The sequence below is a fragment of the Roseisalinus antarcticus genome (genome assembly GCF_900172355.1).
GTDB classification, from domain to species: domain Bacteria; phylum Pseudomonadota; class Alphaproteobacteria; order Rhodobacterales; family Rhodobacteraceae; genus Oceanicola; species Oceanicola antarcticus_A.
The window spans coordinates 207,103-230,416 of sequence record NZ_FWFZ01000002.1 but is presented as its reverse complement, the minus strand read 5'-3'; the positions used below and the strand labels follow the sequence as shown (position 1 = coordinate 230,416).

Here is a 23,314-nt window from a genome sequence, read left to right as displayed (position 1 = left end):
TCTCCAGCTGGGATCGGCGCATGCGAAAGCCCGGTGTGGGGCGGCTTGCGGATGGGCCAAACGTGCGTGCCTCCCCCGGTCGGGCCGGGGGAGGCGGGAGGTTTACTCGTAGATGCGCTGACGCGCGTCTTCGAGGCGCTCGAGGATGTCGTCCAGGTTGTCCGGGAACACCATGAACTCCTGCAGGCCTTCCATGCCGACCGAGGCCATTTCGGCCGGGAAGTCACGGTCGAAGAACTGCGCGACACCGCCTTCGGCATTGGTCGTCAGCATCTCGAAGCCCTGCTCGAGGAACTCGTCGGCATCGACGCCGGAATTGGCGTTGACCGGCAGCTGACCCAGCCCGTCGCCCGAGTTGATCTCGGTCTGCACATCGGGGGAAGTCACGAACTGAAGGAAGGCGCGGGCGGCCTCCTTGTTCTCGGCGCCCGAGGGGATATGGAACGTGTCGGTCGGGGCGTCCTCGCCCTGCGGCACGTCGGCGATCATCGGGAACTGGTAGAAGTCGATCTGATCGTCGCTCAGACCGGCCTCGCGCAGCGGCGCCACGGCGAAGTTGCCCATCAGGTAGGCGGCGGCTTCGCCGTCGATCATGAAGTTCAGCGCTTCCTGCCAGCTATAGGACTGGTGGTCGTCGATGAAGGCGCCCATGTCGATCAGCTTGCGCCAGTTGGCGAAGGTCTCGCGGACGCGCGGATCGGTCCATTCCACCTCGCCCCGGGCGAGCTGCATGTGGAAGTCGAAGCCGTTGGTGCGCATGTTCATGTAGTCGAACCAGCCGCCGGCGGTCCACAGGAACTTGGTCCCGATGGTGTAGCACTTGCGCCCCGAATCGAGGATCACCTGGCAGTTGGCGATCTCTTCGTCGAAGGTGGTCGGCTCGGTCAGGCCCAGCTCGTTGAAGATGTCTTCGCGGTAATAGACCCCCCACTGGTAGTAGGTGTAGGGCACGCCCCACTGGCGGCCGTCGATGGTCAGTGCGCCCTTGACGCTGTCGAGGCCCGTGAGATCGCCGTTCTCGTACATGTCGGTGATGTCTTCGAAGAGACCGGCGGACACGTACGGGGCCATGCGGTTGGCGGCGTACCAGTTCACCACGTCCGGCGGGTTGGCGCCCAGCGCGTTGCGGATCTGGGTCTTCCAGGCCTCGCGGTCGACGATCGTCAGCTCGACGTTCAACTCGGGGTGCATCGCGCCGAAATCGGCGGCAAGCCCTTCCATCACCGCGCGCGGCGCCGGGTTCGACATGTCCGAGATGATCCGAAGATCGCCGCTCAGCGTGTGGCTTTCGGCGAAAGCGGGCGCCGCGACGGCACCCAGAGCCAGCGCCGCAACCGACGCCTTGAATATGGATTGCATGGTGTCCTCCCTTAGCAACCATCAACGAACCGGGTCTCTTGCGGACCTGTTTGGTTTCAATATGTGAAACCCGGTTTTGAATATTGAAATCATAAGCGCGACTCGCCTATGCTTGTCAACAGTCGCGAGAGGACGCGGCGCACGGGAGGGACGAAAGCCATGGCCACGGCCGGGGGCGGAACGATCGGCAAGGCATTGGAGGTGCTGGACAGCGTGGCGGCATTCGGCCGGCCGGTGCGCTTCGGCGAGCTGCTCGAAGGGTCTCCGTTTCCCAAGGCGACGCTGTTCCGATTCGTGCAGACCCTGGCCGAGCAGGGGATGCTGGCCTACGACCCCGACCGGCAGACCTATGCCCCCGGTGTACGGCTGGTGCGGCTGGCGCATTCCGCCTGGGCGCAATCCTCGCTGGGGGCCGTGGCGCGGCCGCATCTCGACAGCCTGGCGGCGAAGGTGGGCGAGACGGTCCACCTGGCACAGCTCGACCGGGCCCAGGTGCTATATGTCGACAAGCGCAACGCCTCCTCCCCGGTGGAGATGTTCAGCGACGCGGGCAAGGTCGGGCCGGCCTATTGCACCGGGGTCGGCAAGGCGATGCTCGCGTTCGAGCCCGAACAATCGCTGGAGCGGATCATCGCCCAGCAATCCTTTCACCGCTTCACCGAGCATACCTACACCACGCCCGAGGCGCTGCGGGCGGAGCTCGCCCAGATCCGCGCTCGCGGCCATGCCTATGACCGCGAAGAGCATGAGCCCGGCATCATCTGCATTGCCGTGCCGATCCTGACGTCTCGGGGCCGGTGCCTCGGGGCGCTGTCGATCACCGGATCGACGGCCCGGACATCGCTGTCGCGGCTTGACGGCTACATCAACGATTTGCGGGCGACGGCCCGAGGGATCGCGGAAGAGTCCAAAGACTGGCGCTTTCCGCAGACGGACACTTGCCCCAAAGGGCCCAGGGAGGACGAAACATGACCGGCGTGACGCTTCACAATGTCATCAAGAAGTACGGCGACGTTCAGGTGATCCACGGGATCGACCTGCAGATCGAGGACGGCGAATTCTGCGTCTTCGTCGGTCCCTCGGGCTGCGGCAAGTCCACCCTGCTGCGCATGGTGGCGGGGCTCGAAGAGACAACCGACGGCAAGATCTCCATCGGCAAGCGCGATGTCACGCGGCTTGACCCGTCGGAACGGGGGGTGGCGATGGTGTTCCAGACCTACGCGCTCTATCCGCACATGACGGTCAAGGAAAACATGGGCTTCGGCCTGAAGATGAACAAGCATCCCAAGGCCGAGATCGACGCCAAGGTGGCCGAGGCGAGCCGCATCCTGAAGCTGGACGAATACCTCGCCCGCAAGCCCGCCGCCCTCTCCGGCGGTCAGCGGCAGCGGGTGTCCATCGGGCGGGCCATCGTGCGGGGGCCGGAGGTGTTCCTGTTCGACGAGCCGCTGTCGAACCTCGATGCCGAACTGCGGGTGGAGATGCGGGTGGAGATCGCCCGCCTGCACAAGGAGATCGGCGCGACGATGATCTACGTCACCCACGACCAGGTCGAGGCGATGACCCTCGCCGACAAGATCGTGGTGCTGCGCAAGGGCGTGATCGAGCAGGTCGGGGCGCCGCTCGACCTCTACCGCGACCCGAACAACCGCTTTGTGGCGGGCTTCATCGGCTCCCCGGCCATGAACTTCCTCAAGGGAACCGTGAAGGGCGGCGAGGCGACGTCACCCGGTTTTGGTGCGCCGACCGGGAAATCGGTCGCACCGGTGTGGGAGGGCAAGGACATCGTGGTCGGCCTGCGGCCCGAACACCTGGAGATCGACCCGACCGGCAACACCCATGCCGTCGAGATGACCGAGCGTCTGGGCGGCGTGTCCTACGCCTATATCACTGCGCCCACCGGAGAGCGGATGATCGTGGAACAACGCGGCGACGACAGCGTGGCCGAGGGCCAGACCGTGGGCCTCTCGATCAACCCCGCGCGGGTCTACGTCTTCGACGACAAGACCGAAGAGCGCATCCGCGACTGACCCGGCCGGCGCCGGGCCTTCGCGGCGGGGCGCCCTGCCCCGTCCAGGGCGGCAGCCACGAGCCGGCCCGTGCCTCTGGACAAGCGTGCCCGGCTTTGCGCACAACGCGCGGGATGACTGATACCGACGACCTCGCAGCCCGCATCCGGCAGGGCGAACGCCGCGCCCTCGCCCGGGCGATCACCCTGGTCGAGAGCGGCCGGGCCGATCACCGGGCCCGGGCGCTGGACCTGCTGGACGCGCTGCCGCCCTCGGACGACACCCTGCGGATCGGCCTCTCCGGCACCCCGGGCGTCGGCAAATCCACCTTCATCGAAAGCTTCGGCCTGATGCTGACCGGCATGGGCAAGCGGGTCGCGGTGCTGGCGGTCGACCCGTCCTCGGCCCGTTCCGGCGGATCCATTCTGGGCGACAAGACGCGAATGGAACGTCTGTCCCGCGACGCCCGCGCCTTCATCCGCCCCTCACCCTCGCAAAGCGAGCTTGGCGGGGTCGCCCGGCGCACCCGCGAGGTCGCGCAGCTCTGCGCCGCGGCGGGGTTCGACATCGTTCTGATCGAGACGGTCGGCGTGGGCCAGTCCGAGACGCAGGTGGCCAAGATGACCGACCTGTTCCTGCTGCTGCTGGCCCCCGCCGGCGGCGACGAGTTGCAGGGGGTCAAGCGCGGCATCATGGAGATCGCCGACATAATCCTGGTCAACAAGGCCGATGGAGAGTTGCGGTCGCAAGCGATGCGGACCTGTGCCGATTACGCCGGGGCCCTCCGGCTATTGCGCAAGCGGCCGCAGGATCCGAACGGCTATCCCAAGGCGATCACCGTCTCGGCGCTAGAGGCCGCCGGGTTGGAGCAGGCCTGGACCGACATCGCCGCCCTCGCCGAGGCCCGCCGCGACAGTGGCTGGCTGGCCCGGGCCCGGGCCGATCAGGCGGTGCACTGGTTCGAGGAGGAGGTCCGGCAGGCCCTGCTCGGGCGGCTGCGCCGCGAGCCGCTGAAAGGCACGATGGCGGCGCTGGCAGACAGGGTCGCGCGGGGCGAGACGCCGCCCGCCGTCGCCGCCCAGGAACTCCTGTCCGTAATGCTGGGGGCGGGAGAGGCGCCAAAATGACGCCGGAGCGGATCTTCGACGGAGATCTGATCCGGGCCGACGTTTTCCAGCCGGGCAAGCCCCGCCTGATCGTCACATTCCGGCAGCGGGTGGCCCGACCGGGCCATTTCGACGCGCCGCGCCCGACGCTGTCCTTCACCGGTCGGGGTTATGCGCATCTGCACCTGCAAAGCCTGCGAAACGATTGGTATGTGAACGCCGAGACCGAGGCGCTGGAGGATTGCCTGGCCGCCTTCGCCCGGCCCTACCGGCGGGTCGTGGCGATGGGGTTCTCGATGGGGGCCTACGCGGCGTTCCGGTATTCCCGGGCCCTGCGGCTGATGCAGGTCATCGCGGTGTCGCCACAGGTCTCGGTGGCGCCGTCGGTGGTGCCGTTCGACCGCCGCTACCGCTCCGAATCAGCGGGGTTCGACCCGGAGCGGGGCGACCTTGCCCGCCACGGCGCGGCCGAGCTGGGCGGGGCATTGCTCTATGACCCGCTGCGCCCGATGGACCGGGTCCATGCCCGCATGCTGGGCGAGATCTTTCCGCAGCTGCGCCTCTGCCGTCTGGCCGGCGGCGGGCATCCGGCGACGCAGGTGCTGACGGCGGGCGGGCGGTTCGGCCAGCTGCAGCGCCAACTCTTTCGCGGGCCGCCCGATCCTGCCGCGATCGTCGCCTTGCATCGCGCCACGCGACATGGCTCGCCGGTCTATCGTCGGCACATCGCCGATGCCCTGCGTCTGCGCGCCGGAAGGACCGGCACCGATGCGCCCGCAGGGCCGCCATCGGGGCCTTGACGCACCGCCGCGATCCGCCTAAGGACACCCGATGAGATTTCGGGAGCTGCCACGGCGGCGCCCCTTCATATTGGCGAATCCCCCGCGCATTCGCCGGAACCAGATGAGGATGACCACATGTCGCGCCGTTGCGAACTGACCGGAAAAGGGCCGATGTCCGGCAACAATGTCAGCCACGCCCACAACAAGACCCGTCGCCGTTTCCTGCCCAACCTGCAGGACGTGACGCTTCAGTCCGACGTGCTGGGACGCACCTTCAAGTTCCGCGTCTCGTCGGCCGCCCTGCGCACCGTCGATCACCGTGGCGGGCTGGACGCGTTCATGGCCCGCGCAAAGGATGACGAACTGTCGCCCGCCGCGCTGAAGGTCAAGAAAGACATCGCCAAGGCGACGACGACCGCCGCCGCCTGAGCGACGACACGCCGCATGCGTTGAAAGACCCGGCGCCACCGCCGGGCCTTTTCGCGTGGGGCCGATGGCGCTAGACGACTACCGTGTTCAAACATCACGGGATCACCGCCATGAGACTGCGCCGCGCCTCCTTGTTCCTGTCGCTCCTTCTCGCAACAGCCGCTGCCCTGCCCGCCCTGGCCGACAGCGTGATCGAGATCGACGCACCCTATGCCCGCTCGGCGGGGCCGACGGCCATGACCGGCGCGGCCTACCTTGTCATCCGCAACACCGGCGATACCGACGACGTTCTGACCGACGTGCGCTCTGACGCGGCCGCGCGGGTCGAGTTGCACAGCAGCACGATGGGCGATGACGGGCTGATGCGGATGGAGCATCTGGAGGACGGTCTGCCGGTGCCCGCGGGCAGCGAGGTGATTCTGATGCAGGGCGGTCGGCACGTGATGTTCATGGGCCTCGCCGGTCCGTTCGAGCAGGGCAAGACGATCCCCCTGACGCTGGTCTTCGATCAGGCCGGAGAGATGAAGGTCGAGGTGCCGGTGGATCTGGAACGGATGCCGGGCGCGATGGACCACGCGAACTAGGTCCTCAGACTGGGTCCGCCGTGGGGCGGGCGCTTGCCGCACGGCCCGTATCTGGTCAGATTGACCGCGAAATCCAACCCGAGGAGTGGGCCATGCCCGTGATCGCCTGCATCGACGATCTGAAGCGCCTGCACAAGCGGCGGACGCCGAAGATGTTCTACGATTACTGCGACTCGGGCAGCTACACCGAGCAGACCTACCGCGAGAACACCTCCGATTTCGACAGGATCCGTCTGCGCCAGCGGGTTGCCGTGGACATGTCCGACCGGACGACCGAAAGCACGATGATCGGCGAGACCGTCGCCATGCCCGTGGCGCTGGCCCCGGTGGGCCTGACCGGCATGCAGAGGGCCGATGGCGAGATCAAGGCCGCGCGGGCGGCCGAGCGGTTCGGCGTTCCCTTCACCCTCTCCACCATGTCGATCTGTTCGATCGAGGACGTCGCGAAGTTCACCACGCGGCCCTTCTGGTTCCAGCTCTACGTGATGACCGACGAGGAATTCGTCGACAACCTGATCGAACGGGCCCGGGCGGCGGGCTGCTCGGCGCTTGTTCTGACCCTCGATCTGCAGATCCTCGGGCAGCGGCACAAGGACGTCCGCAACGGGCTGTCGGTGCGGATGGCGCCCACGGCCCGCAATCTGGTCGATCTCGCGACCAAGTGGAACTGGGGTATAGAGATGCTGTCGACCCACCGGCGCACTTTCCGCAACATCGTGGGGCACGCGCGGAACGTGAACAACGTCTCGTCCCTGATCCAGTGGTCGAACGAGAACTTCGACCCGAAGCTGGATTGGGACAAGGTGCGCAGGATCAAGGAGAAATGGGGCGGCAAGCTGATCCTGAAGGGGATCCTGGACCCCGAAGACGCCCGGCGTGCGCTGGACGTCGGCGCCGACGCGATCGTGGTGTCGAATCATGGCGGGCGGCAGCAGGACGGTGCGTTGTCGTCGATCAGGATGCTGCCGCAGATCGTGCGCGCAGTCGGGGATCAGATCGAGGTGCATTTCGACAGCGGCATCCGGACGGGCCAAGACGTGCTGAAGGCGCTGGCGATGGGGGCAAAGGGCACGTTCATCGGACGGGCCTATGTCCACGGGCTGGGCGCGATGGGTCAGCCGGGCGTCACCAAGGCGCTGGAGGTCATCCGCAAGGAGCTCGACGTCTCGATGGCGCTCTGCGGGCGCCGGGACGTGAAGACCCTGAGCCGCGATGTCCTCTACGTGCCCGCGGATTTCGAAGGAGAATGGTCCGACGCACCCGCCTGACCGGTGACCGAACGGGGCGCCTGCGGCGCACAGATCTGCCCGCGGTGCGCCTGCGGCGCCCCCCGGGCGGGTCAGGGGGCTCTGCCCCCTCTGCGCCTCCGGCGCAATCACCCCCCGGATATGCAAGGCAATGAAGGGTGGGCTTTCAGTCCCAAAAAGGGGCTGTCATAGTCCTGCCACTGGAGGACGAACATGGCGAACGGCGGAAAGAGGCGAAAGGCGGCAGTCTCGGAAACGGACCTTTTCGAGATGCGCTGGCAGCGTGGACGGCGCGATCTGATCGGCCCGCTGTCGCGGCTCTATCCGCAGGCGTTCGAGAGCGGGCTGATGGACCGGCTGCACGCCCTTCTGGAACGGCATTGGGGGGAGCGCCCCGCCGATCTGCGGCATCTGGACATGGAGCGCGACCTCAACCCGGACTGGTTCCTGTCGGAGGACATGGTGGCCTATGTCTTCTATATCGACCGGTTCGCGGGCCAGGTCCGGGACGTGGCGGGCCACATCCCCTATCTTGCCGATCTGGGCGTGACCTATGCCCACCTCATGCCCTGCCTGAAGCCGCGCCCGGGGCAATCGGACGGCGGCTATGCCGTGATGGACTATACCGAGATCAACCCGGTGCTGGGCTCCATGGCCGATTTCCAGCGTCTGGCGCTGCAGTTTCGCTCCGCCGGGATCAGCCCCTGCATCGACCTGGTGCTGAACCACACCGCGAAGGAGCACGACTGGGCCGTGAAGGCCCGCGCCGGAGATCCGTTCTACCGCGCCTTCTACCGGATCTACGACGATCCGCACACGCCCGAGGCCTTCGAGCGGACGCTGACGGAGGTGTTTCCCGACCAGGCGCCGGGCAATTTCACCCATTACGAGGATGTGGGCTGGGTCTGGACCACATTCAACGAATATCAATGGGATCTGAACTGGGAGAACCCGGAGGTCTTTCTCTCGGTGCTCGACATCATCCTGTTCCTTGCCAACAAGGGTGTGGAGGTGTTCCGGCTCGATGCGGTGGCCTTCATGTGGAAGAGGATGGGTACCGTCTGCCAGAACCTGCCGGAGGTGCATGACATCCTGCAGGCGCTTGTGCAGGCAAGCCGTGTCACGGCCCCGGCCATCATTCACAAGGCCGAGGCCATCGTCGCGCCGGGCGACCTGGTGCCCTACCTGGGCCAGGGACGCCATACCGGGCGCGAGGCGCAGCTGGCCTATCACAACTCGCTGATGGTGCAGTATTGGTCGGCGCTCGCATCGCGCGACACCCGGTTGATGACCTATGTGCTGTCGCATCATTTCCCGCAGTCCTTCCGGCGTGCGTCCTTCGCGACCTACATCCGCTGTCACGACGATATCGGCTGGGCCATCACCGAGGAGGACGCCGAGGCCGTCGGCGGCATCACCGGACCCGGACATCGCCGGTTCCTGGCCGATTACTATGCCGGCCGCTTTCCCACGAGCTTTGCCCGCGGCGCGGATTTCCAGGTCAACGAGGAGACGGGCGACAAGCGGACCAACGGGTCCTTCGCCTCGCTCGCCGGGCTGGAGGATGCGGTGGCGCGGGACGATGCCGAGGCCATCGACCTCGCGATCGAACGGATCCTGATGGGGCACGCGCTGATCGCGTCCTTCGGCGGGATGCCCCTGATCTACATGGGGGACGAGCTGGGGCTTACGAACGACCATTCCTACATGGAGGATCCGGCGCTGGCCGAGGACGGGCGCTGGATGCAGCGGCCCTACATGGACTGGACGAGGACCGCCGCACTGGACGACGGCAGCCCCGCGGCCCGTATCCACGCCGGGACCAGGGACATCCTGCACCGGCGCAAAGCCACGCCGCAGCTGGCCTCGGACGTGCCGACGGAAGTGATCGACGTGCGGCACCCGGGGCTTTTTGCCTTTCGCAGGCACGCTGACGAGGGTCTGCTGACCGGCCTGTTCAACTTTACCGAAAGCTGGCAATCCATCCGGGTCGGCGCCGCGCAGATCGACCCGTCGACAGAGCACCTGGACCTGCTGACCGGAGAACCGCTGAGCCTGCGCGGCGGGCAGATCAACCTGCCGCCCTACGGCCGGATCTGGGCCGTGCGCAACGGATAGCGGCCGAGCGCGAGGGCCAGCGGCACCGCACAGAGCGCAAGCAGGGCCACACCGCCGAACGCGGCGCGCAGGCCGAAGAGCTCGGACACCAGCCCCATGAAGACCGGCGCGAAGAAGAAGCCGGAAAAGCCCATGACCGCCGCACGGCTGATGGCCTCGGTCCGCAGATGCGGCGCCACGAGCTTGCCCACGAGGGCCAGCCCCATCGGCGCCACCACCGACACGCCCAGCCCGAAGATGCCGAAGCCGATGTAGGCCAGGGCGGGCACCGGCGCGACCGCGGCCAGAATAACGCCGCAGGCCGATAGCAGCGAAGCGCCGACGATCACCGGGACCTCGCGCAGGCGTTCGGCGACGACCTGGCCCGAGAACCGCCCGACGGCCATTGTGATCCCCAGCATCGTCGGGCCCAGCGCCCCCTGGACCGCACCACCGCCCAACGTGCGCTCGACATGGAGCGCGGACCAGGCCTCGACCGTGGCCTCGGACATGAAGGCCACGAGCACGACCAGTCCCGACAGCAGGATCGGCCAGAGCGGATAGGCCCCGGCATAGCCGACCTCGGGCTCGACCGCGGCGGGCGCCATGCGCAGGACCGGCAGCAGCAGGATCGTGACCACCGAAAAGCCCGTAAAGACCCAGCCCGGCGGGATCCCCGCCTCTCGGGTGACGCCCGAGATCAGGGCCGCCACCGCGTAGGCCACGGAAAAGATAGCGTGATTCGCGTTCATCAGGCTGCGGCCGGTCTGCGCCTCCAGATCGCTGACGCGAGCGTTCATGGTGACATCCAGCAACCCCGAGGCGCCGCCGACGAAGATGAGCGACACGAAGAACAGGACCTGGACACTCATGTGCCCCGGAAAGAGCCAGGCCAGCGCGAGGGCCAGGGCAGCGACCTGCATGCCACGGGCGCCAAGGGTCCGGTCCAGACGGGGCGCGAGCCACATGGATGACACGAGCCCCGCCGCCGTCCCCAGTAGCAGCAGCCCGAACAGGGCATCGCTTGCGCCCAGTTGCGCCTTGAGAACGGGGACATGGGCCGCGAATCCGCCCCAGAAGATGCCCACGATGACGAAGCCCGTGGCGGGCCGGCGGGACAGGGTGAGGGCACTGAGAATGGACATGCGAATGCTCTCGCACCGGGGCCCTGCGCTGGCAAGCGCGAGAACGGCGACGTCTGCACCTTATTTGCCTCGCGGACCCTTCCCAAGCGGGGCATTCTCCGCTAAGGACTGCGCCTCATCCAGGCGGTGCGCCGCCCATTGTCGAAAAGTGGGCCCCGGCGAGAGTAACGGGGTGCGCGAACTAGAAGGAATTCTATCATGGCTGGTGAGATCCCCGATCTCGTTGCAGAGGCGCGTGCGCGCACTGGCAAGGGCGGCGCCCGGTCGGCGCGGCGCGAGGGCAAGGTGCCCGGTATCGTCTATGGCGGCGAAAAAGAGCCGCTGCCGATTTCGCTCGACTTCAACATGCTGCTGAAGCGGCTGCGTCAGGGGCGGTTCATGTCCACCCTGTTCAACCTCAAGGTCGAGGGCCAGGAAGACTTGCGGATCATCTGCCGCAACGTGCAGCGCGACGTGGTCAAGGACCTGCCGACCCACGTGGATTTCCTGCGCCTGCGCCGGACCACCAAGGTCAAGCTGTTCATCCCGGTCGAGATCATCAACCACGCGGCGGCCCCCGGCCTCAAGAAGGGCGGCGTGCTGAACGCGGTGCGCCCCGAGATCGAGCTGCTGGTGACCGCCGGCGACATCCCCGAGCAGGTCGTGCTTGACCTGACCGGCATGGAGATCGGCGACACCGCCACGATCTCGATGATCGACCTGCCCGCCGGCGCCAAGCCGACGATCGACCGCGACTTCGTGATCGCCAACATCACCGCACCGTCCGGCCTGCGCGCCGCCGACGACGAGGACGAGGGCGAGGCCGAAGCGGACGAGACCGAAGAGACGACCGAAGAATAAGTCTGTGCGTCGTCAGGCCGGGGAAGGGGTCCTTCGGGGCCCCTTTTCTGCGTTTCGAGTTGCCCCGCATGAATCGGTATGGGGACCGGTCGCACTCGGGCGGAGTCCATCGCGGACTGTGTGCCGGCTTCATGTTGCCGGAAGCCGGCTGTGCACAGAGGGGGTGCCCTTCGCATCGACGCGGTGCGCCTCCGCTTGCACCATCGTTGCGGATGATCGGGAAACCGGCCAGTAAGTCGTCATGGCAATACGGATCGCCACGCCTTCGGATATCGCGGGTTGGGTCGCACTTCGGGCCCGGCTCTGGCCGGACACCTCGCTCGCGCAGCACGAGGACGAGGCGGCGGCGGTGCTCGCCGGATCTCCTCGCGACAGCATCGCCTTTCTGGAGGTTGCCGAAGAGGTCGGCCTGCGCGGGTTCGCCGAGGCCGCCTTGCGACGCGATCACGTGAACGGATGCGAGACCTCGCCCGTTGCCTTCCTCGAGGGGATCTACGTGCGCCCCACCGATCACGGCTCCGGCGTCGGCCGGTCCTTGCTGCGGTCGGTCCAGTCCTGGGCGCTTGACCGGGGCGTCACCGAACTGGCGTCCGACGCGCATGTCGACAACGTGACGAGCCGCGCGTTTCATCGCGCCCTGGGCTTCGAGGAAATGGATCGCGTGGTCTATTTTCGAAAGCTGTTGTAGGTGGCTGTTCTCGCATCGACGCCTTTCGCGTCGGCCCCGGTATCCTGCGGCATGGGTTTGCGCCGCGTGTGACGGCCCCGCGCCGACCGACGCTTCCGGGACAATCGCGGCCATTGGCGGGCCCAGGCCCGTAGCCGCCCCGTTTTTCGTTTTCGCAGCGCGAACTCATCAGGTATCTATCGCCCATGAAACTCTTTGTCGGACTAGGAAATCCCGGGCCCAAATATGCCCGCACACGCCACAACATCGGCTTCATGGCAGTGGACCGGATCGCCGCCGACCACGGCTTTCCAGCCTTTCGCTCGAAATTCCAGGGCGAGGTCGCCGAGGGGCGGATCGGATCGGATCGGATCGTCCTGCTCAAGCCGATGACGTTCATGAACCTGTCGGGCCAGTCGGTCGGAGAGGCGATGCGGTTCTACAAGCTCGAGCCGACCGACATCACCGTGTTTCATGACGAGATCGACCTGGCGCCGGGCAAGCTGCGGGCCAAGGCCGGCGGCGGGCATGCGGGGCACAACGGCCTGCGCTCGATCCACCAGCACATCGGGCCGCATTACGACCGGATCCGCCTCGGCGTCGGCCACCCGGGCCGCAAGGAGGCGGTGCCGGGCTATGTGCTCCACGATTTCGCCAAGGCAGACGAAGACTGGCTGGACGACCTGCTCCGCGGCATCGGCGACGGTGCGCCCGCGCTGGCTGCGGGCGACGCGCCCCGGTTCCTGAACGCGGTCTCGCTGCGGCTCAACCCGTCGCGACCCTCGACGGGACGCAGCCCCCCGCCCGCCGGCGACGGCGACGACCCGCCGCCTGAGGACGCGGACGCGGAAGAGGACGACAGGCGCAGTCCGATGCAGAAGCTGATGGACCGGTTCAAGTAGACGCCCGCCGGACAGCGGGCCCCTTTGACCCGAGGCGCAAAAATTCTAGACTGGTCGCAAGGAGTGACCGATGACACCAGATCCCTCGCAGAATGTTCAGGGCGGCACCCTCATGCCCTGTTCGCTCGACCCCGTCACCGGATTTTTTCGCAACGGTGCCTGTGACACCTGCGCCGAAGACCATGGCAGCCACACGGTCTGCGCCGTGATGACCGCCGAGTTCCTCGCGTTTTCCAAGTATGTCGGCAACGACTTGACGACCCCGCGGCCGGAATTCGGCTTTGCCGGGCTGAAACCGGGCGACAGCTGGTGCCTGTGCGCCTCACGTTTCCTGCAGGCCCACGAAGAGGGCTGCGCCCCTTCCGTCAACCTTGCCGCGACCCATGAACGGGCGCTGGAGATCGTGCCGATGTCGGTGCTCGAGGAACACAGGCTGCGCGAACTGCGCTAGGTGCGGGTGGGGGGCCGACGGCCCGGCCCCGCCCCGGGCTCCGTCAGTGGCCGCCCATCTCCCATCCCAGTGCGCGTGCGACGGTAAAGATGTCCTTGTCGCCCCGCCCGCACATGTTCATGCAAATCAGGTGATCCGCAGGCAGGTTCGGCGCGATCTTGGCGACATGGGCCAGCGCGTGGGACGGCTCCAGCGCGGGAATGATGCCCTCGGTCTCGCAGCACAGCTGGAACGCCTCCAGCGCCTCGGCATCGGTGATCGAGACATATTCGGCGCGGCCAATGTCATGCAGCCAGGAATGCTCGGGCCCGATGCCGGGATAGTCGAGCCCCGCCGAGATCGAGAACCCCTCGAGGATCTGCCCGTCGTCGTCCTGCAAGAGGTAGGTCCGGTTGCCATGCAGCACGCCCGGCCGCCCCCCTGTGAGCGAGGCGCAATGCTCCATCTTGTCGTTCACGCCCTTGCCGCCGGCCTCGACCCCGATGATGCCCACGGATTTGTCGTCGAGAAACGGATAGAACAGCCCCATCGCGTTGGACCCACCGCCGATGGCGGCGATGATCGTGTCGGGCAGACGGCCCTCGGCCAGCATCATCTGTTCCTTGGCTTCCTTGCCGATGATCGCCTGGAAATCGCGCACCATGGCCGGATAGGGATGCGGTCCGGCGACCGTCCCGATGCAGTAGAAGGTCTCGTGCACATTGGTGACCCAGTCGCGCAGGGCGTCGTTCATCGCGTCCTTCAGCGTGCCCCGCCCCGAGGTCACGGGGATCACCTCGGCCCCCAGAAGCTTCATCCGAAAGACGTTGGGGGCCTGACGCTCCACGTCATGGGCACCCATGTAGACCACGCATTTGAGGCCGAATTTCGCGCAGACCGTCGCCGTGGCGACCCCGTGCTGGCCGGCGCCCGTCTCGGCGATGATCCGGGTCTTGCCCATGCGGCGGGCCAGGATGATCTGGCCCAGCACGTTGTTGATCTTGTGCGCGCCGGTGTGGTTCAGCTCGTCGCGTTTGAGATAGATCTTGGCGCCGCCCAGCCGCTCGGTCAGCCGCTCGGCGTAATAGAGCGGCGAGGGGCGGCCGACGTAATGGGTCCAGAGATCCTGCATCTCGGCCCAGAAGCTGTCGTCGGTCTTCGCGCGCTCGTATTCCTCCTCCAGCGAGAGGATGAGCGGCATCAGCGTCTCCGACACGAAACGCCCGCCGAAATCTCCGAAACGGCCGTTCTCGTCCGGTCCGGTCATGAAGCTGTTGATCAGGTCTTCGGCCATGATCGCCTCCCGCGCGTGGCATGATTTTCGAAGGGAATAGACGGAACCGGCGGCGATGGAAATGGGCCGCGACAGCCTCAGCGCAGGGAGGGCGCGGCGGCACGCGGCCGGCCGGCGGTCTGCGCCGCCTGGATAAACTCGGCAATGAGGACCGGATCCTTGACCCCCGGGGCACTTTCCACGCCAGAGGACAGGTCGATCTGTCGCACGCCGGTCAGGGCGATGGCATCGGCGACGTTCGACGGGGTCAGCCCGCCGGCCAGCATCCACGGCACCGGCCAGCGCCGGTTGGACACCAGTCGCCAGTCGAACGGCACCCCGTTGCCGCCCGGCAGGGGCCCGCCCGCCACGGGCTTGGCATCGACCAGAAGCTGGTCGGCGACCTTGCTGTAGATGTCGAGCGCGGGCAGATCCTCGGCGCTCTGGATGCCGACCGCCTTCATCACCGGCAGGCCGTAGCGGGCGCGGACCTCGCGCACCCGCTCGGGGCTTTCGCTGCCATGGAGCTGGATCATGTCAAGCGAGACCGTCCCGGTGATCTCGTCCAGAAGCGCGTCGTCCGGGTTCACTACCAGCGCGACCTTCGCCACGCCCGGCGGGGCGGCGAGGGCAGCGTCCCGCGCGGCCTCGATGGTGACGTTCCGGGGGGATTTGGCGAAGAAGACAAAGCCCACGTAGGCCGCGCCGGCGGCCGCCGCAGCATCGACCATGGCGGCATCGCGCAGGCCGCAGATCTTCACTCGGATGTCAGCGGGCATGGCCTCAGCCGGTCTGCTCCAGAAGCTTCAGGACATCGTCCTTGCCTTCGTGCTTTTCAGCCTTGAGGCGCTGCACCTCGGCCTCCAGCGACTTGGCGGCGCGACGGTTGCGGGCGGCTTCAGAGCGCTGCTTGAGCTCGCGGATCCATTCCCAGATCAGCCCGATCACCAGGCCGACGGCCACGCCGATCAGGATCGCGAAAAACAGCGGCACCGACACCGGCGCCCCCAGCCAGCCGAAACCCGGCACGGCCCCGGCAAGCGCTTCGGGCAGAAGCCGCAGCTCCACCATTCCGCGATTGGCGAAACTAACAGTGATCAGGCAGATCGCGACGATGGCCCAGAAGGCATAACGAATATAGCGCATGAGGTGATGTTACTTCCCGTTCAACCGGTCCCGCAAGAGCTTGCCGGTCTTGAAAAACGGGACATGTTTTTCCTCGACCTCGACGCTTTCGCCGGTGCGCGGATTGCGACCGATACGCGCGTCCCGCTTCTTGACGGAAAAGGCGCCGAACCCGCGCAGTTCGACGCGGTTGCCGCGCGCGAGGGCCGTCGTGATTTCTTCGAAGATGGTGTTCACGATCCGCTCGACGTCCCGTTGATAAAGGTGGGGATTCTCATCGGAGATCTTCTGGATCAGTTCGGATCGGATCATCCCTTTCCCCCTTGGCAACGTGACTTTTCGGCAGCCGAGACCATCGGCACGTGTTGTCGGACTATAGGCACTTGGGGCCCCGGTAGAAATACGCCTTGTCGGTTCTCTCCCGGTTTTTCGGTGTTTCGGCGTGTCGATTTCGGGCCATCGGGGTCGTCTTTGCAACCTGGGGCGCAATATTGGGCGCGATTGCGACAGGGCGAAATCCGACGGACAGCGCCGATTCGTCGCACCTTCAAGAATGCGACGCAGACGAAAAACCCCCGCAGCACCAGGCTGCGGGGGCATCGTTCTTCCACTGCGAACAGTCAGGCGTCAGTCGTCGTTGCCCTTGAGCGCCGCGCCGAGAATGTCGCCCAGCGAGGCACCACTGTCGGACGAGCCATATTGTTCAACGGCTTCCTTCTCTTCGGCGATCTCACGCGCCTTGATCGAGAGGCCCAGACGACGGGTCCGGCTGTCGATATTAGTGACACGCACGTCGATCTTGTCGCCGACCTGGAAACGCTCGGGGCGCTGTTCGGCCCGGTCGCGCGACAGGTCGGAGCGGCGGATGAAGGACTTCATGCCCTCGTATTCCACCTCGACGCCGCCGTCCTCGATCTTGGTCACCTCGACGGTGATGATCGAACCGCGCTTCACGCCACCAACGGCATCGGCAAATGGGTCGTTGTCGAGCGCCTTGATCGAGAGCGAGATACGCTCCTTCTCGGTGTCGACTTCCAGCACCTTGGCCTGGACCGTGTCGCCCTTGCGGTAATCGCCGATGACGTCCTCGCCCCGGCCTTCCCAGGTGAGGTCGCTGAGGTGAACCATGCCGTCGATGTCGCCCTGCAGGCCGACGAACAGACCGAATTCGGTGATGTTCTTGACCTCGCCCTCGACCTCGGTCCCCTCCGGATGGGTCTCGGCAAAGACTTCCCAGGGGTTGCGCATGGTCTGCTTGAGACCCAGCGAAACGCGGCGCTTGGCCTCGTCGATCTCCAGCACCATGACCTCGACCTCCTGAGAGGTGGAGACGATCTTGCCGGGATGGACGTTCTTCTTGGTCCAGGACATTTCCGAGACGTGGACCAGACCTTCGACACCTGGCTCCAGCTCAACAAATGCGCCGTAGTCGGTGATGTTGGTCACGCGGCCCTGGTGGACCGAATCAAGCGCGTACTTGACCGCGACGGCATCCCACGGATCTTCCTGCAGCTGCTTCATGCCGAGGCTGATACGGTGGGTTTCCTTGTTGATCTTGATGACCTGGACCTTGACGGTCTCGCCGATCGCCAGAATCTCGGACGGGTGGTTGACGCGGCGCCAGGCCATGTCGGTCACGTGCAGCAGGCCGTCGACACCGCCCAGGTCCACGAAGGCCCCGTATTCGGTGATGTTCTTGACCACGCCGTCGACCGCCTGACCCTCGTGCAGGTTGGCGATGACTTCGGCGCGCTGCTCGGCACGGCTCTCTTCGAGGATCGCACGGCGCGACACCACGATGTTGCCCCGGCGGCGGTCCATCTTGAGGATCTGGAACGGCTGCTTGAGACCCATCAGCGGGCCCGCGTCGCGCACGGGGCGCACATCGACCTGGCTGCCGGGCAGGAACGCCACGGCACCGCCGAGATCGACGGTAAAGCCGCCCTTCACACGGCCGAAGATCGCGCCTTCGACACGCTCTTCGTCGGCATAGGCCTTCTCCAGACGATCCCACGCCTCTTCACGGCGGGCCATCTCGCGAGAGATGACGGCCTCGCCACGGGCGTTCTCGACATTGCGCAGGTAAACCTCGACCTCGTCGCCGACATGGATGTCGGGCGCTTCACCGGGGTTTGCGAATTCCTTGAGATCGACGCGGCCTTCCATCTTGTAGCCGACGTCGATGATGGCTTGTCCCGCTTCGATCGCGATGACCTTGCCCTTGACGACAGAGCCCTCGGAGGGCGTGTCGATCTCGAAGCTTTCGTTGAGGAGGGCTTCGAATTCCTCCATCGATGTGTTCTGAGCCATGTGGCTTTGCGTTTCCTTACTAGCGTCTATTCTGGCCGCGCGGTTGTCTCCGCCGGTCTTGGGGTTCCAATTGGCCGAAGGGCCGGAAAAATAAAGAGGGCCGGTAATGTGACCGACCCTGCTCAAGTCCCCTGCTCGCGACTGTCCCGCCGCTTCGACGGGCTGGCCATAGGCCAAATGGCGCCCGATGGCAAGCCCGGGGCGCCGCAATCGCCGCTATGGGCGGCGTTTCGGCGGCGCACCGTCGAGAAAGGCGAGCGCCTTTCCCGCGGCGGGATCGCGCGTCAGGCTCGCCTGGGCGGCCTGCCGCTTGTCGGATTTCCAATCCGTCGTGATACGCCGGCAATGGAGGAACCGCCGCCCCGGTGTCGGAGTGCGCTTGTGCAGGGGGGTGAGCTTTTCGGGGCCATGCACGTCCCAGCTGAAGCCGCCGACCAGCCCGCCGGGCACCTGGCACCATTTGGGCGGGCAGCGCCGGGGCGGGTCGGTGCGCAGCACGTGGTCCGCATGGCGCGGCGGGCCGTCAGTCGGCACCGGGTCGGCCCAGTACCCCGCGATGCGCAGATGCCCGATCCGGCTGCGCCGCGCCGCGTCGAAGATCGTGCCCTCGTCGCAGAGCACCAGCTCGTCCACGTCGCAGCACAGCACCGCCGCGGCGCGGCCGAAGAACCGCAGCCGCAGCACGTTGAACAGCGCCGTCTGCAGGAACTTCTCAAGGCGCCGGAACGGCGGCCTGCCCACGGGGCCATAGGCGAAGGGCGCAGGCAGGATCACCACCTGCTCCAGCCCGACGGGCGCCAGCGCGGCGGCGATCTCGTCGGGTCCGTAGGCGGTGGAGCCGTTGTCCATCACCACCAGGCCCTGCATCCCGTGGTGGTGCCGGTGAAAGGCCGCGTGATCCGCCAGCCACTCCAGCCGGTTGTCGCGCGAGATGTAGAAGCCGCAGTCGAGCCCGTCGAAAATGCCGGCCCCGTCGGGCGCAAGCGGCGCCTCGGCCCGCCAGCCCGCCATCTCGACCGCGACGGTGTCGGGCCGGACCGGTGCGGCCAGTTCGATCACCTCGTGCCGCCGGTAGCGGCGGATCCGCGCGACCTGCACCGGCCGGCCATCCAGTCGCCAGGCGGCACCACGCACCAGCGGCCAGAGATCGTTGAACTTGGGGCAGATCAGGTGAACGCGGCCCTTGCGCCAGACCGCGTCGTACCAGAAGGTCTCGCGGTCCAGCGCCTCGAGATAGCCGTCGGTCCGGTACTCTGGCGCCAGCGCCGAGCCGCGCACCAGCCCGCCGCCGAATCGCTGCGACGAGAACGAAGCGATCTGCACGGCCATCGGGGCATCCCTCCTTTGGGCAGGCGTCAGCCCGCCTGTCAGCCCCGCCGGGACCGGACGACCGCCACCGCGCGGGCAACCGCCTCTTCGATGGACATCGCGGTGGTATCGATGGTCACCGCGTCCTCGGCCGGTTTCAGCGGGGCCACGGCGCGACCGCTGTCGCGGGCGTCGCGGGCGCGGACATCCTCAAGCACGCCGTCGGGCGTGACCTCGGCCCCCTTGCCGCGCAACTCGCGGTAGCGCCGCTCGGCCCGGCATTCCGCGCTCGCGGTGACGAAAAGCTTCGCCTCGGCATCCGGGCAGATCACCGTGCCGATATCGCGCCCGTCCAGCACCGCGCCCCCCGGGCGACGGGCGAAGGCCCGCTGAAAATCCACCAGCGCCGCGCGGACGTCCGGCAGGACGGCAATCTCGGAGGCGGCCTGCGCCACCGGGTCGCTGCGCAGCCGGTCCTCGTCGAAGGCGGCAGGGTCGAGCGTCCGGGCGGCGGCGACCGGATCCTCGCCCGACAGCATCCGCGCCCCGACCGCGCGATAAAGCAGCCCGGTGTCGAGATGCGCGAAGCCGAGCGTTTCGGCGACGGCCCGGCTGACAGTGCCCTTGCCCGCAGCGGCGGGGCCGTCGATGGCCACGGTGAAGGCGTCCGTCATGGTATCCCCCGGCCGGGCGCGGCGGTGCGAGGGGCCAGCCGCTCAGTCATTGGCACGCCGGCAGAGCCGGACGTTCCACATACTGCTCCCATCGGGAAAGACCATGTTCTGGTGGACCGACAAAAGGTCGTCGTCCGCGCTGACCCGGCGCATCGCCAATGCGATCCGGGCGCCGCCGGCCCAGGCCTCGCCAGAAAGAGAGTCCGGTCATCCTCGTGCAGCATCGAAAAGGTGTCGACACCGGGAAACGCCGCGTCCACCCGGTCGCCATCGGCGGGGGCTGTGAAATCGGTCGACATCTGTTGGCCGGCCCGGATCCAGTCCTCCCGGATCCGGACCCCGTCCTCGACGGCCTCGATCCGCAAGGTCCCGCTGTGGGGGACAGCCTGCCCCTGTGTCAGTTCGGGCAGCGATGTCCAGCTGCCAAGATACTGCGTCATGGCTCCTCCCGGTCGATACTGGCGCCGAGGCCTGCCATCAACGGCTCGAAGATCGGGAAGGACGTGGCGATAGGGGCCGCATCGTCGACGCGGACGGGCTTGGAGGTCGCCAGCCCCATCACGAGAAACGCCATGGCGATGCGATGGTCGAGCCGGCTTGCCACGGTCACGCCGCCAGGCACGTTGCGATGGCCGCGCCCCTCGACCGCCCACCAATCCTCGCCCTCATCCACATGCACGCCGGCCGCTCTCAGGCCCTGCGCCATGGCGTCGATTCGGTCGCTTTCCTTGACGCGCAGCTCGCGCACGCCGCGCATCTCGGTCGTGCCGGCGGCGAAGGCGGCGACCACCGACAGGACCGGGTATTCGTCGATCATCGAGGCCGCCCGCTCCGGCGGCACCTCGATCCCCTTCAGGTCCGGGGAAAACCGGGCCCGCAGGTCAGCGACGGGCTCGCCGCCCTCTTCCCGCAGGTTCTCGTAGGTCAGGTCCGCGCCCATCTCCTGCAAGGTGGTGAAGAGGCCCGCGCGGGTCGGGTTCAGGCCGATATTCGGTACCAGCACGTCCGAGCCCTCGGTGATCAGCGCGGCACAGACCGGGAAGGCCGCGCTGGAGGGGTCGCGCGGCACGACGATGGTCTGGGGAACGAACTCCGGTTGGCCCCGAAGCGTGATAACGCGCCCCTCCGGCGTTTCTTCGGTGGCGATCCCGGCGCCGAAACCGGCCAGCATGCGCTCGGTATGATCCCGGGTCGCCTCGCGCTCGATCACCACGGTCTCGCCCGGCGCGTTGAGACCGGCCAGCAAGACAGCGGATTTCACCTGTGCGGAGGGCACGGGCACCGTGTAGCGCACCGGCACGGGCTCTCGGGCCCCGACGAGGGTCATCGGCAGACGCCCGCCCTCACGGCCCACCGCGCGGGTTCCGAAGAGGGCCAGGGGCTCGGTGATCCGCCCCATCGGCCGCCCCCGCAGCGAGGCGTCGCCGGTGAACGTCGCGGTGATCGCGGTCGTCGCCATGGCGCCCATGATCAGCCGCACGCCGGTGCCGGAATTGCCGCAGTCGATCACCGTCTCGGGCTCGGCGAAACCGCCGACGCCCACGCCGTGCACGGACCAGACGCCGTCCTTTTCGGAGACCTCGGCGCCAAAGGCCCGCATCGCCGCGGCGGTGTCGAGCACGTCCTCGCCATCGAGCAGGCCAGTGATCCGGGTCTCGCCCACGGTCAGCGCACCCAGGATCAGAGAGCGGTGCGAGATCGATTTGTCACCGGGCACATGGGCCTCTCCCCGGAGCGGTGCGCCCCTGCGGGAGATCATCGGTATCGGGGTGCCATGTCCGGACATCGGAGCCTCTCGTCACTGGTCGCCGGCGTTCTAGCCCGACCGCGGGGCGGGGTCCATGCCCCGCCCGCGCCGGCGGCGGTCAGGCCGCGCGGCGGCGTTCGATGGCGTCCCAGATCAGGCCGGCGCCGTTGGTGCCGTCGAACCGCTCGAGTTCCTGCAGCCCGGTCGGCGAGGTGACGTTGATCTCGGTCAGCCAATCGCCGATCACGTCGATCCCGACGAAAATCTGACCCTTCTCGCGCAGAAGCGGCCCGATCCTGTCGCAGATCTCGCGATCGCGGGGCGTAAGCTCCACCTTCTCGGCGCGGCCGCCCACGTGCATGTTGGAGCGGGTCTCGCCCTCTGCCGGGACGCGGTTGATGGCGCCGATCGGCTCTCCGTCCACGAGGATCACGCGCTTGTCGCCCTTGGTCACGGCGGGAAGGAACTTCTGCACGATCAGCGGCTCGCGGCTGATCGAGGTGAAGAGCTCGTGCAGCGAGGCCAGGTTGCCGTCGTCCGAGCGCAACTTGAAGATACCGGCCCCGCCGTTGCCGTAGAGCGGCTTGAGGATGACGTCGCCGTGGTGGGCCCGGAACGCCCGAATCGTCTCGAGGTCGCGGGCAATGGCGGTGGGCGGCGTGAGGTCCGGAAAATCGAGGACCAGCAGCTTTTCGGGATAGTTCCGGACCCAGAAGGGATCGTTCACCACGAGAGTCTTGCCGGACAGGCGCTGCAAGAGGTGGGTCGTGGTGATGTAGCCCATGTCGAACGGCGGATCCTGCCGCAGCCAGACCACGTCGAAGTCTGCCAGATCGACCTTCTCCATCGGACCGACTTCGAAATGGTCGCCCTTCACGCGGCGAACGGTCAGCGACGTGCCCCGCGCGGTCACCCGCCCCTCCATATAGGCCAGTTGGTCGGGGGTGTAGTAGAACAGCTGGTGGCCCCGGGCCTGCGCCTCTTCAGCGATGCGGAAGGTGCTGTCGGCGTCGATGTCGACGGGCCCGATCGGGTCCATCTGGATGGCAACCTTGAGCGACATGAACGACCCTTTCCTGCATTTGTCGCCATTCATGGCGCAGGGTCGGTCCCGAGGCAATGGCAGGCACGGTGCGCAGACGCACCGACCGCCGTCTGATCACACAGGTCCGCGGCGATGGACGGCGCGTCAAAGCGAGGCAGGGTCCTCCAGGACTAAATCAGGCGCGAAAACAACATGTCTCGGGCGGCACACAGCTTGGGCGGCACACAGTAGGTCC

At 67.1% G+C, this 23,314-nt stretch carries 23 protein-coding genes; 12 read left to right on the top strand and 11 right to left on the bottom strand.

From position 1 onward, the window contains the following. Positions 1–102 precede the first annotated feature (102 nt). Positions 103–1,359: an ABC transporter substrate-binding protein gene (locus ROA7023_RS03755; protein WP_200812451.1), complete on the bottom strand. Its 1,257-nt coding sequence runs from the start codon at positions 1,357–1,359 to the stop codon at positions 103–105. 159 nt (positions 1,360–1,518) lie between these two features. On the opposite strand from ROA7023_RS03755, the gene ROA7023_RS03750 reads away from it, so the two are divergent. The 8 genes from ROA7023_RS03750 (at position 1,519) to ROA7023_RS03715 (ending at position 9,634) form a co-directional block, all read left to right on the top strand. Continuing rightward, on the top strand, positions 1,519–2,331 hold the full coding sequence (locus ROA7023_RS03750; protein ID WP_085877663.1) for an IclR family transcriptional regulator: 813 nt from the start codon (positions 1,519–1,521) through the stop codon (positions 2,329–2,331). Beyond that, positions 2,328–3,389, top strand: coding sequence for an ABC transporter ATP-binding protein (locus ROA7023_RS03745; RefSeq protein ID WP_085877662.1), 1,062 nt, complete (start codon positions 2,328–2,330; stop codon positions 3,387–3,389). The genes ROA7023_RS03750 and ROA7023_RS03745 overlap by 4 nt, the downstream gene beginning before the upstream one ends. Positions 3,390–3,502: 113 nt before the next feature. Beyond that, the gene (meaB, locus tag ROA7023_RS03740; RefSeq protein ID WP_085877661.1) at positions 3,503–4,495 is read left to right on the top strand and encodes a methylmalonyl Co-A mutase-associated GTPase MeaB; all 993 of its coding nucleotides are present in this window, start codon (positions 3,503–3,505) and stop codon (positions 4,493–4,495) included. Further along, the gene (locus ROA7023_RS03735) at positions 4,492–5,274 is read left to right on the top strand and encodes an alpha/beta hydrolase (RefSeq protein WP_085877660.1); all 783 of its coding nucleotides are present in this window, start codon (positions 4,492–4,494) and stop codon (positions 5,272–5,274) included. Before meaB ends, ROA7023_RS03735 begins: the two co-directional genes overlap by 4 nt. 117 nt (positions 5,275–5,391) lie before the next feature. Further along, complete coding sequence (gene rpmB / locus ROA7023_RS03730; RefSeq protein WP_085877659.1) at positions 5,392–5,685, top strand: 50S ribosomal protein L28; 294 nt, start codon at positions 5,392–5,394, stop codon at positions 5,683–5,685. A 110-nt stretch (positions 5,686–5,795) separates the two neighbouring features. Continuing rightward, positions 5,796–6,269 (top strand): copper chaperone PCu(A)C, encoded by a 474-nt coding sequence (locus ROA7023_RS03725; protein ID WP_085877658.1) that lies wholly within the window; start codon positions 5,796–5,798, stop codon positions 6,267–6,269. A 92-nt stretch (positions 6,270–6,361) separates the two neighbouring features. Further along, a complete protein-coding gene (locus tag ROA7023_RS03720) occupies positions 6,362–7,537 on the top strand; it encodes an alpha-hydroxy acid oxidase (protein ID WP_085877657.1) in 1,176 nt (391 codons plus the stop codon). Positions 7,538–7,786: 249 nt separating this feature from the next. Then, positions 7,787–9,634 (top strand): alpha-amylase family protein, encoded by a 1,848-nt coding sequence (locus tag ROA7023_RS03715; RefSeq protein WP_234992003.1) that lies wholly within the window; start codon positions 7,787–7,789, stop codon positions 9,632–9,634. Here ROA7023_RS03715 and ROA7023_RS03710 read toward each other — a convergent pair. Continuing rightward, positions 9,601–10,758: an MFS transporter gene (locus ROA7023_RS03710; protein WP_085877655.1), complete on the bottom strand. Its 1,158-nt coding sequence runs from the start codon at positions 10,756–10,758 to the stop codon at positions 9,601–9,603. The genes ROA7023_RS03715 and ROA7023_RS03710 overlap by 34 nt on opposite strands. Before the next feature lie 198 nt (positions 10,759–10,956). Between ROA7023_RS03710 and ROA7023_RS03705 the strand changes: the two genes are divergently transcribed. The 4 genes from ROA7023_RS03705 (at position 10,957) to ROA7023_RS03690 (ending at position 13,618) form a co-directional block, all read left to right on the top strand. After that, positions 10,957–11,598 carry a 50S ribosomal protein L25/general stress protein Ctc gene (locus tag ROA7023_RS03705; protein ID WP_085877654.1) on the top strand — a complete coding sequence of 214 codons (642 nt, stop codon included), beginning with the start codon at positions 10,957–10,959 and terminating at the stop codon, positions 11,596–11,598. Between the two features lie 241 nt (positions 11,599–11,839). Then, positions 11,840–12,286: an aminoglycoside 6'-N-acetyltransferase gene (aac(6'), locus tag ROA7023_RS03700; protein WP_085877653.1), complete on the top strand. Its 447-nt coding sequence runs from the start codon at positions 11,840–11,842 to the stop codon at positions 12,284–12,286. Positions 12,287–12,471: 185 nt separating this feature from the next. Beyond that, positions 12,472–13,167, top strand: coding sequence for an aminoacyl-tRNA hydrolase (gene pth, locus ROA7023_RS03695; protein WP_085877652.1), 696 nt, complete (start codon positions 12,472–12,474; stop codon positions 13,165–13,167). A 70-nt stretch (positions 13,168–13,237) separates the two neighbouring features. After that, on the top strand, positions 13,238–13,618 hold the full coding sequence (locus tag ROA7023_RS03690) for a DUF2237 family protein (RefSeq protein ID WP_085877651.1): 381 nt from the start codon (positions 13,238–13,240) through the stop codon (positions 13,616–13,618). A 43-nt stretch (positions 13,619–13,661) separates the two neighbouring features. Here the strand turns inward: ROA7023_RS03690 and trpB are convergent, their stop codons facing one another. The 9 genes from trpB to gshB form a co-directional block, all read right to left on the bottom strand. Continuing rightward, positions 13,662–14,891, bottom strand: a complete 1,230-nt coding sequence (trpB, locus tag ROA7023_RS03685; RefSeq protein ID WP_085877650.1) for a tryptophan synthase subunit beta — start codon at positions 14,889–14,891, stop codon at positions 13,662–13,664. A 77-nt stretch (positions 14,892–14,968) separates the two neighbouring features. Further along, positions 14,969–15,649 (bottom strand): phosphoribosylanthranilate isomerase, encoded by a 681-nt coding sequence (locus ROA7023_RS03680; RefSeq protein ID WP_085877649.1) that lies wholly within the window; start codon positions 15,647–15,649, stop codon positions 14,969–14,971. 4 nt (positions 15,650–15,653) lie between these two features. Continuing rightward, entirely contained in the window at positions 15,654–16,016 is a 363-nt protein-coding gene (locus ROA7023_RS03675) for a lipopolysaccharide assembly protein LapA domain-containing protein (RefSeq protein ID WP_085877648.1), read from the bottom strand. Between the two features lie 9 nt (positions 16,017–16,025). Continuing rightward, the gene (gene ihfB, locus ROA7023_RS03670; RefSeq protein WP_085877647.1) at positions 16,026–16,307 is read right to left on the bottom strand and encodes an integration host factor subunit beta; all 282 of its coding nucleotides are present in this window, start codon (positions 16,305–16,307) and stop codon (positions 16,026–16,028) included. Between the two features lie 315 nt (positions 16,308–16,622). Next, positions 16,623–18,335: a 30S ribosomal protein S1 gene (rpsA, locus tag ROA7023_RS03665; protein WP_268807970.1), complete on the bottom strand. Its 1,713-nt coding sequence runs from the start codon at positions 18,333–18,335 to the stop codon at positions 16,623–16,625. A 186-nt stretch (positions 18,336–18,521) separates the two neighbouring features. Beyond that, positions 18,522–19,634, bottom strand: coding sequence for a hypothetical protein (locus ROA7023_RS03660; RefSeq protein ID WP_085877645.1), 1,113 nt, complete (start codon positions 19,632–19,634; stop codon positions 18,522–18,524). A gap of 38 nt (positions 19,635–19,672) precedes the next feature. Next, entirely contained in the window at positions 19,673–20,287 is a 615-nt protein-coding gene (locus ROA7023_RS03655; RefSeq protein WP_085877644.1) for a (d)CMP kinase, read from the bottom strand. Positions 20,288–20,723: 436 nt separating this feature from the next. After that, positions 20,724–22,073, bottom strand: a complete 1,350-nt coding sequence (gene aroA, locus ROA7023_RS03645) for a 3-phosphoshikimate 1-carboxyvinyltransferase (RefSeq protein WP_085877642.1) — start codon at positions 22,071–22,073, stop codon at positions 20,724–20,726. Between the two features lie 79 nt (positions 22,074–22,152). After that, positions 22,153–23,097, bottom strand: a complete 945-nt coding sequence (gene gshB / locus ROA7023_RS03640; RefSeq protein ID WP_085877641.1) for a glutathione synthase — start codon at positions 23,095–23,097, stop codon at positions 22,153–22,155. Positions 23,098–23,314 lie beyond the last annotated feature (217 nt).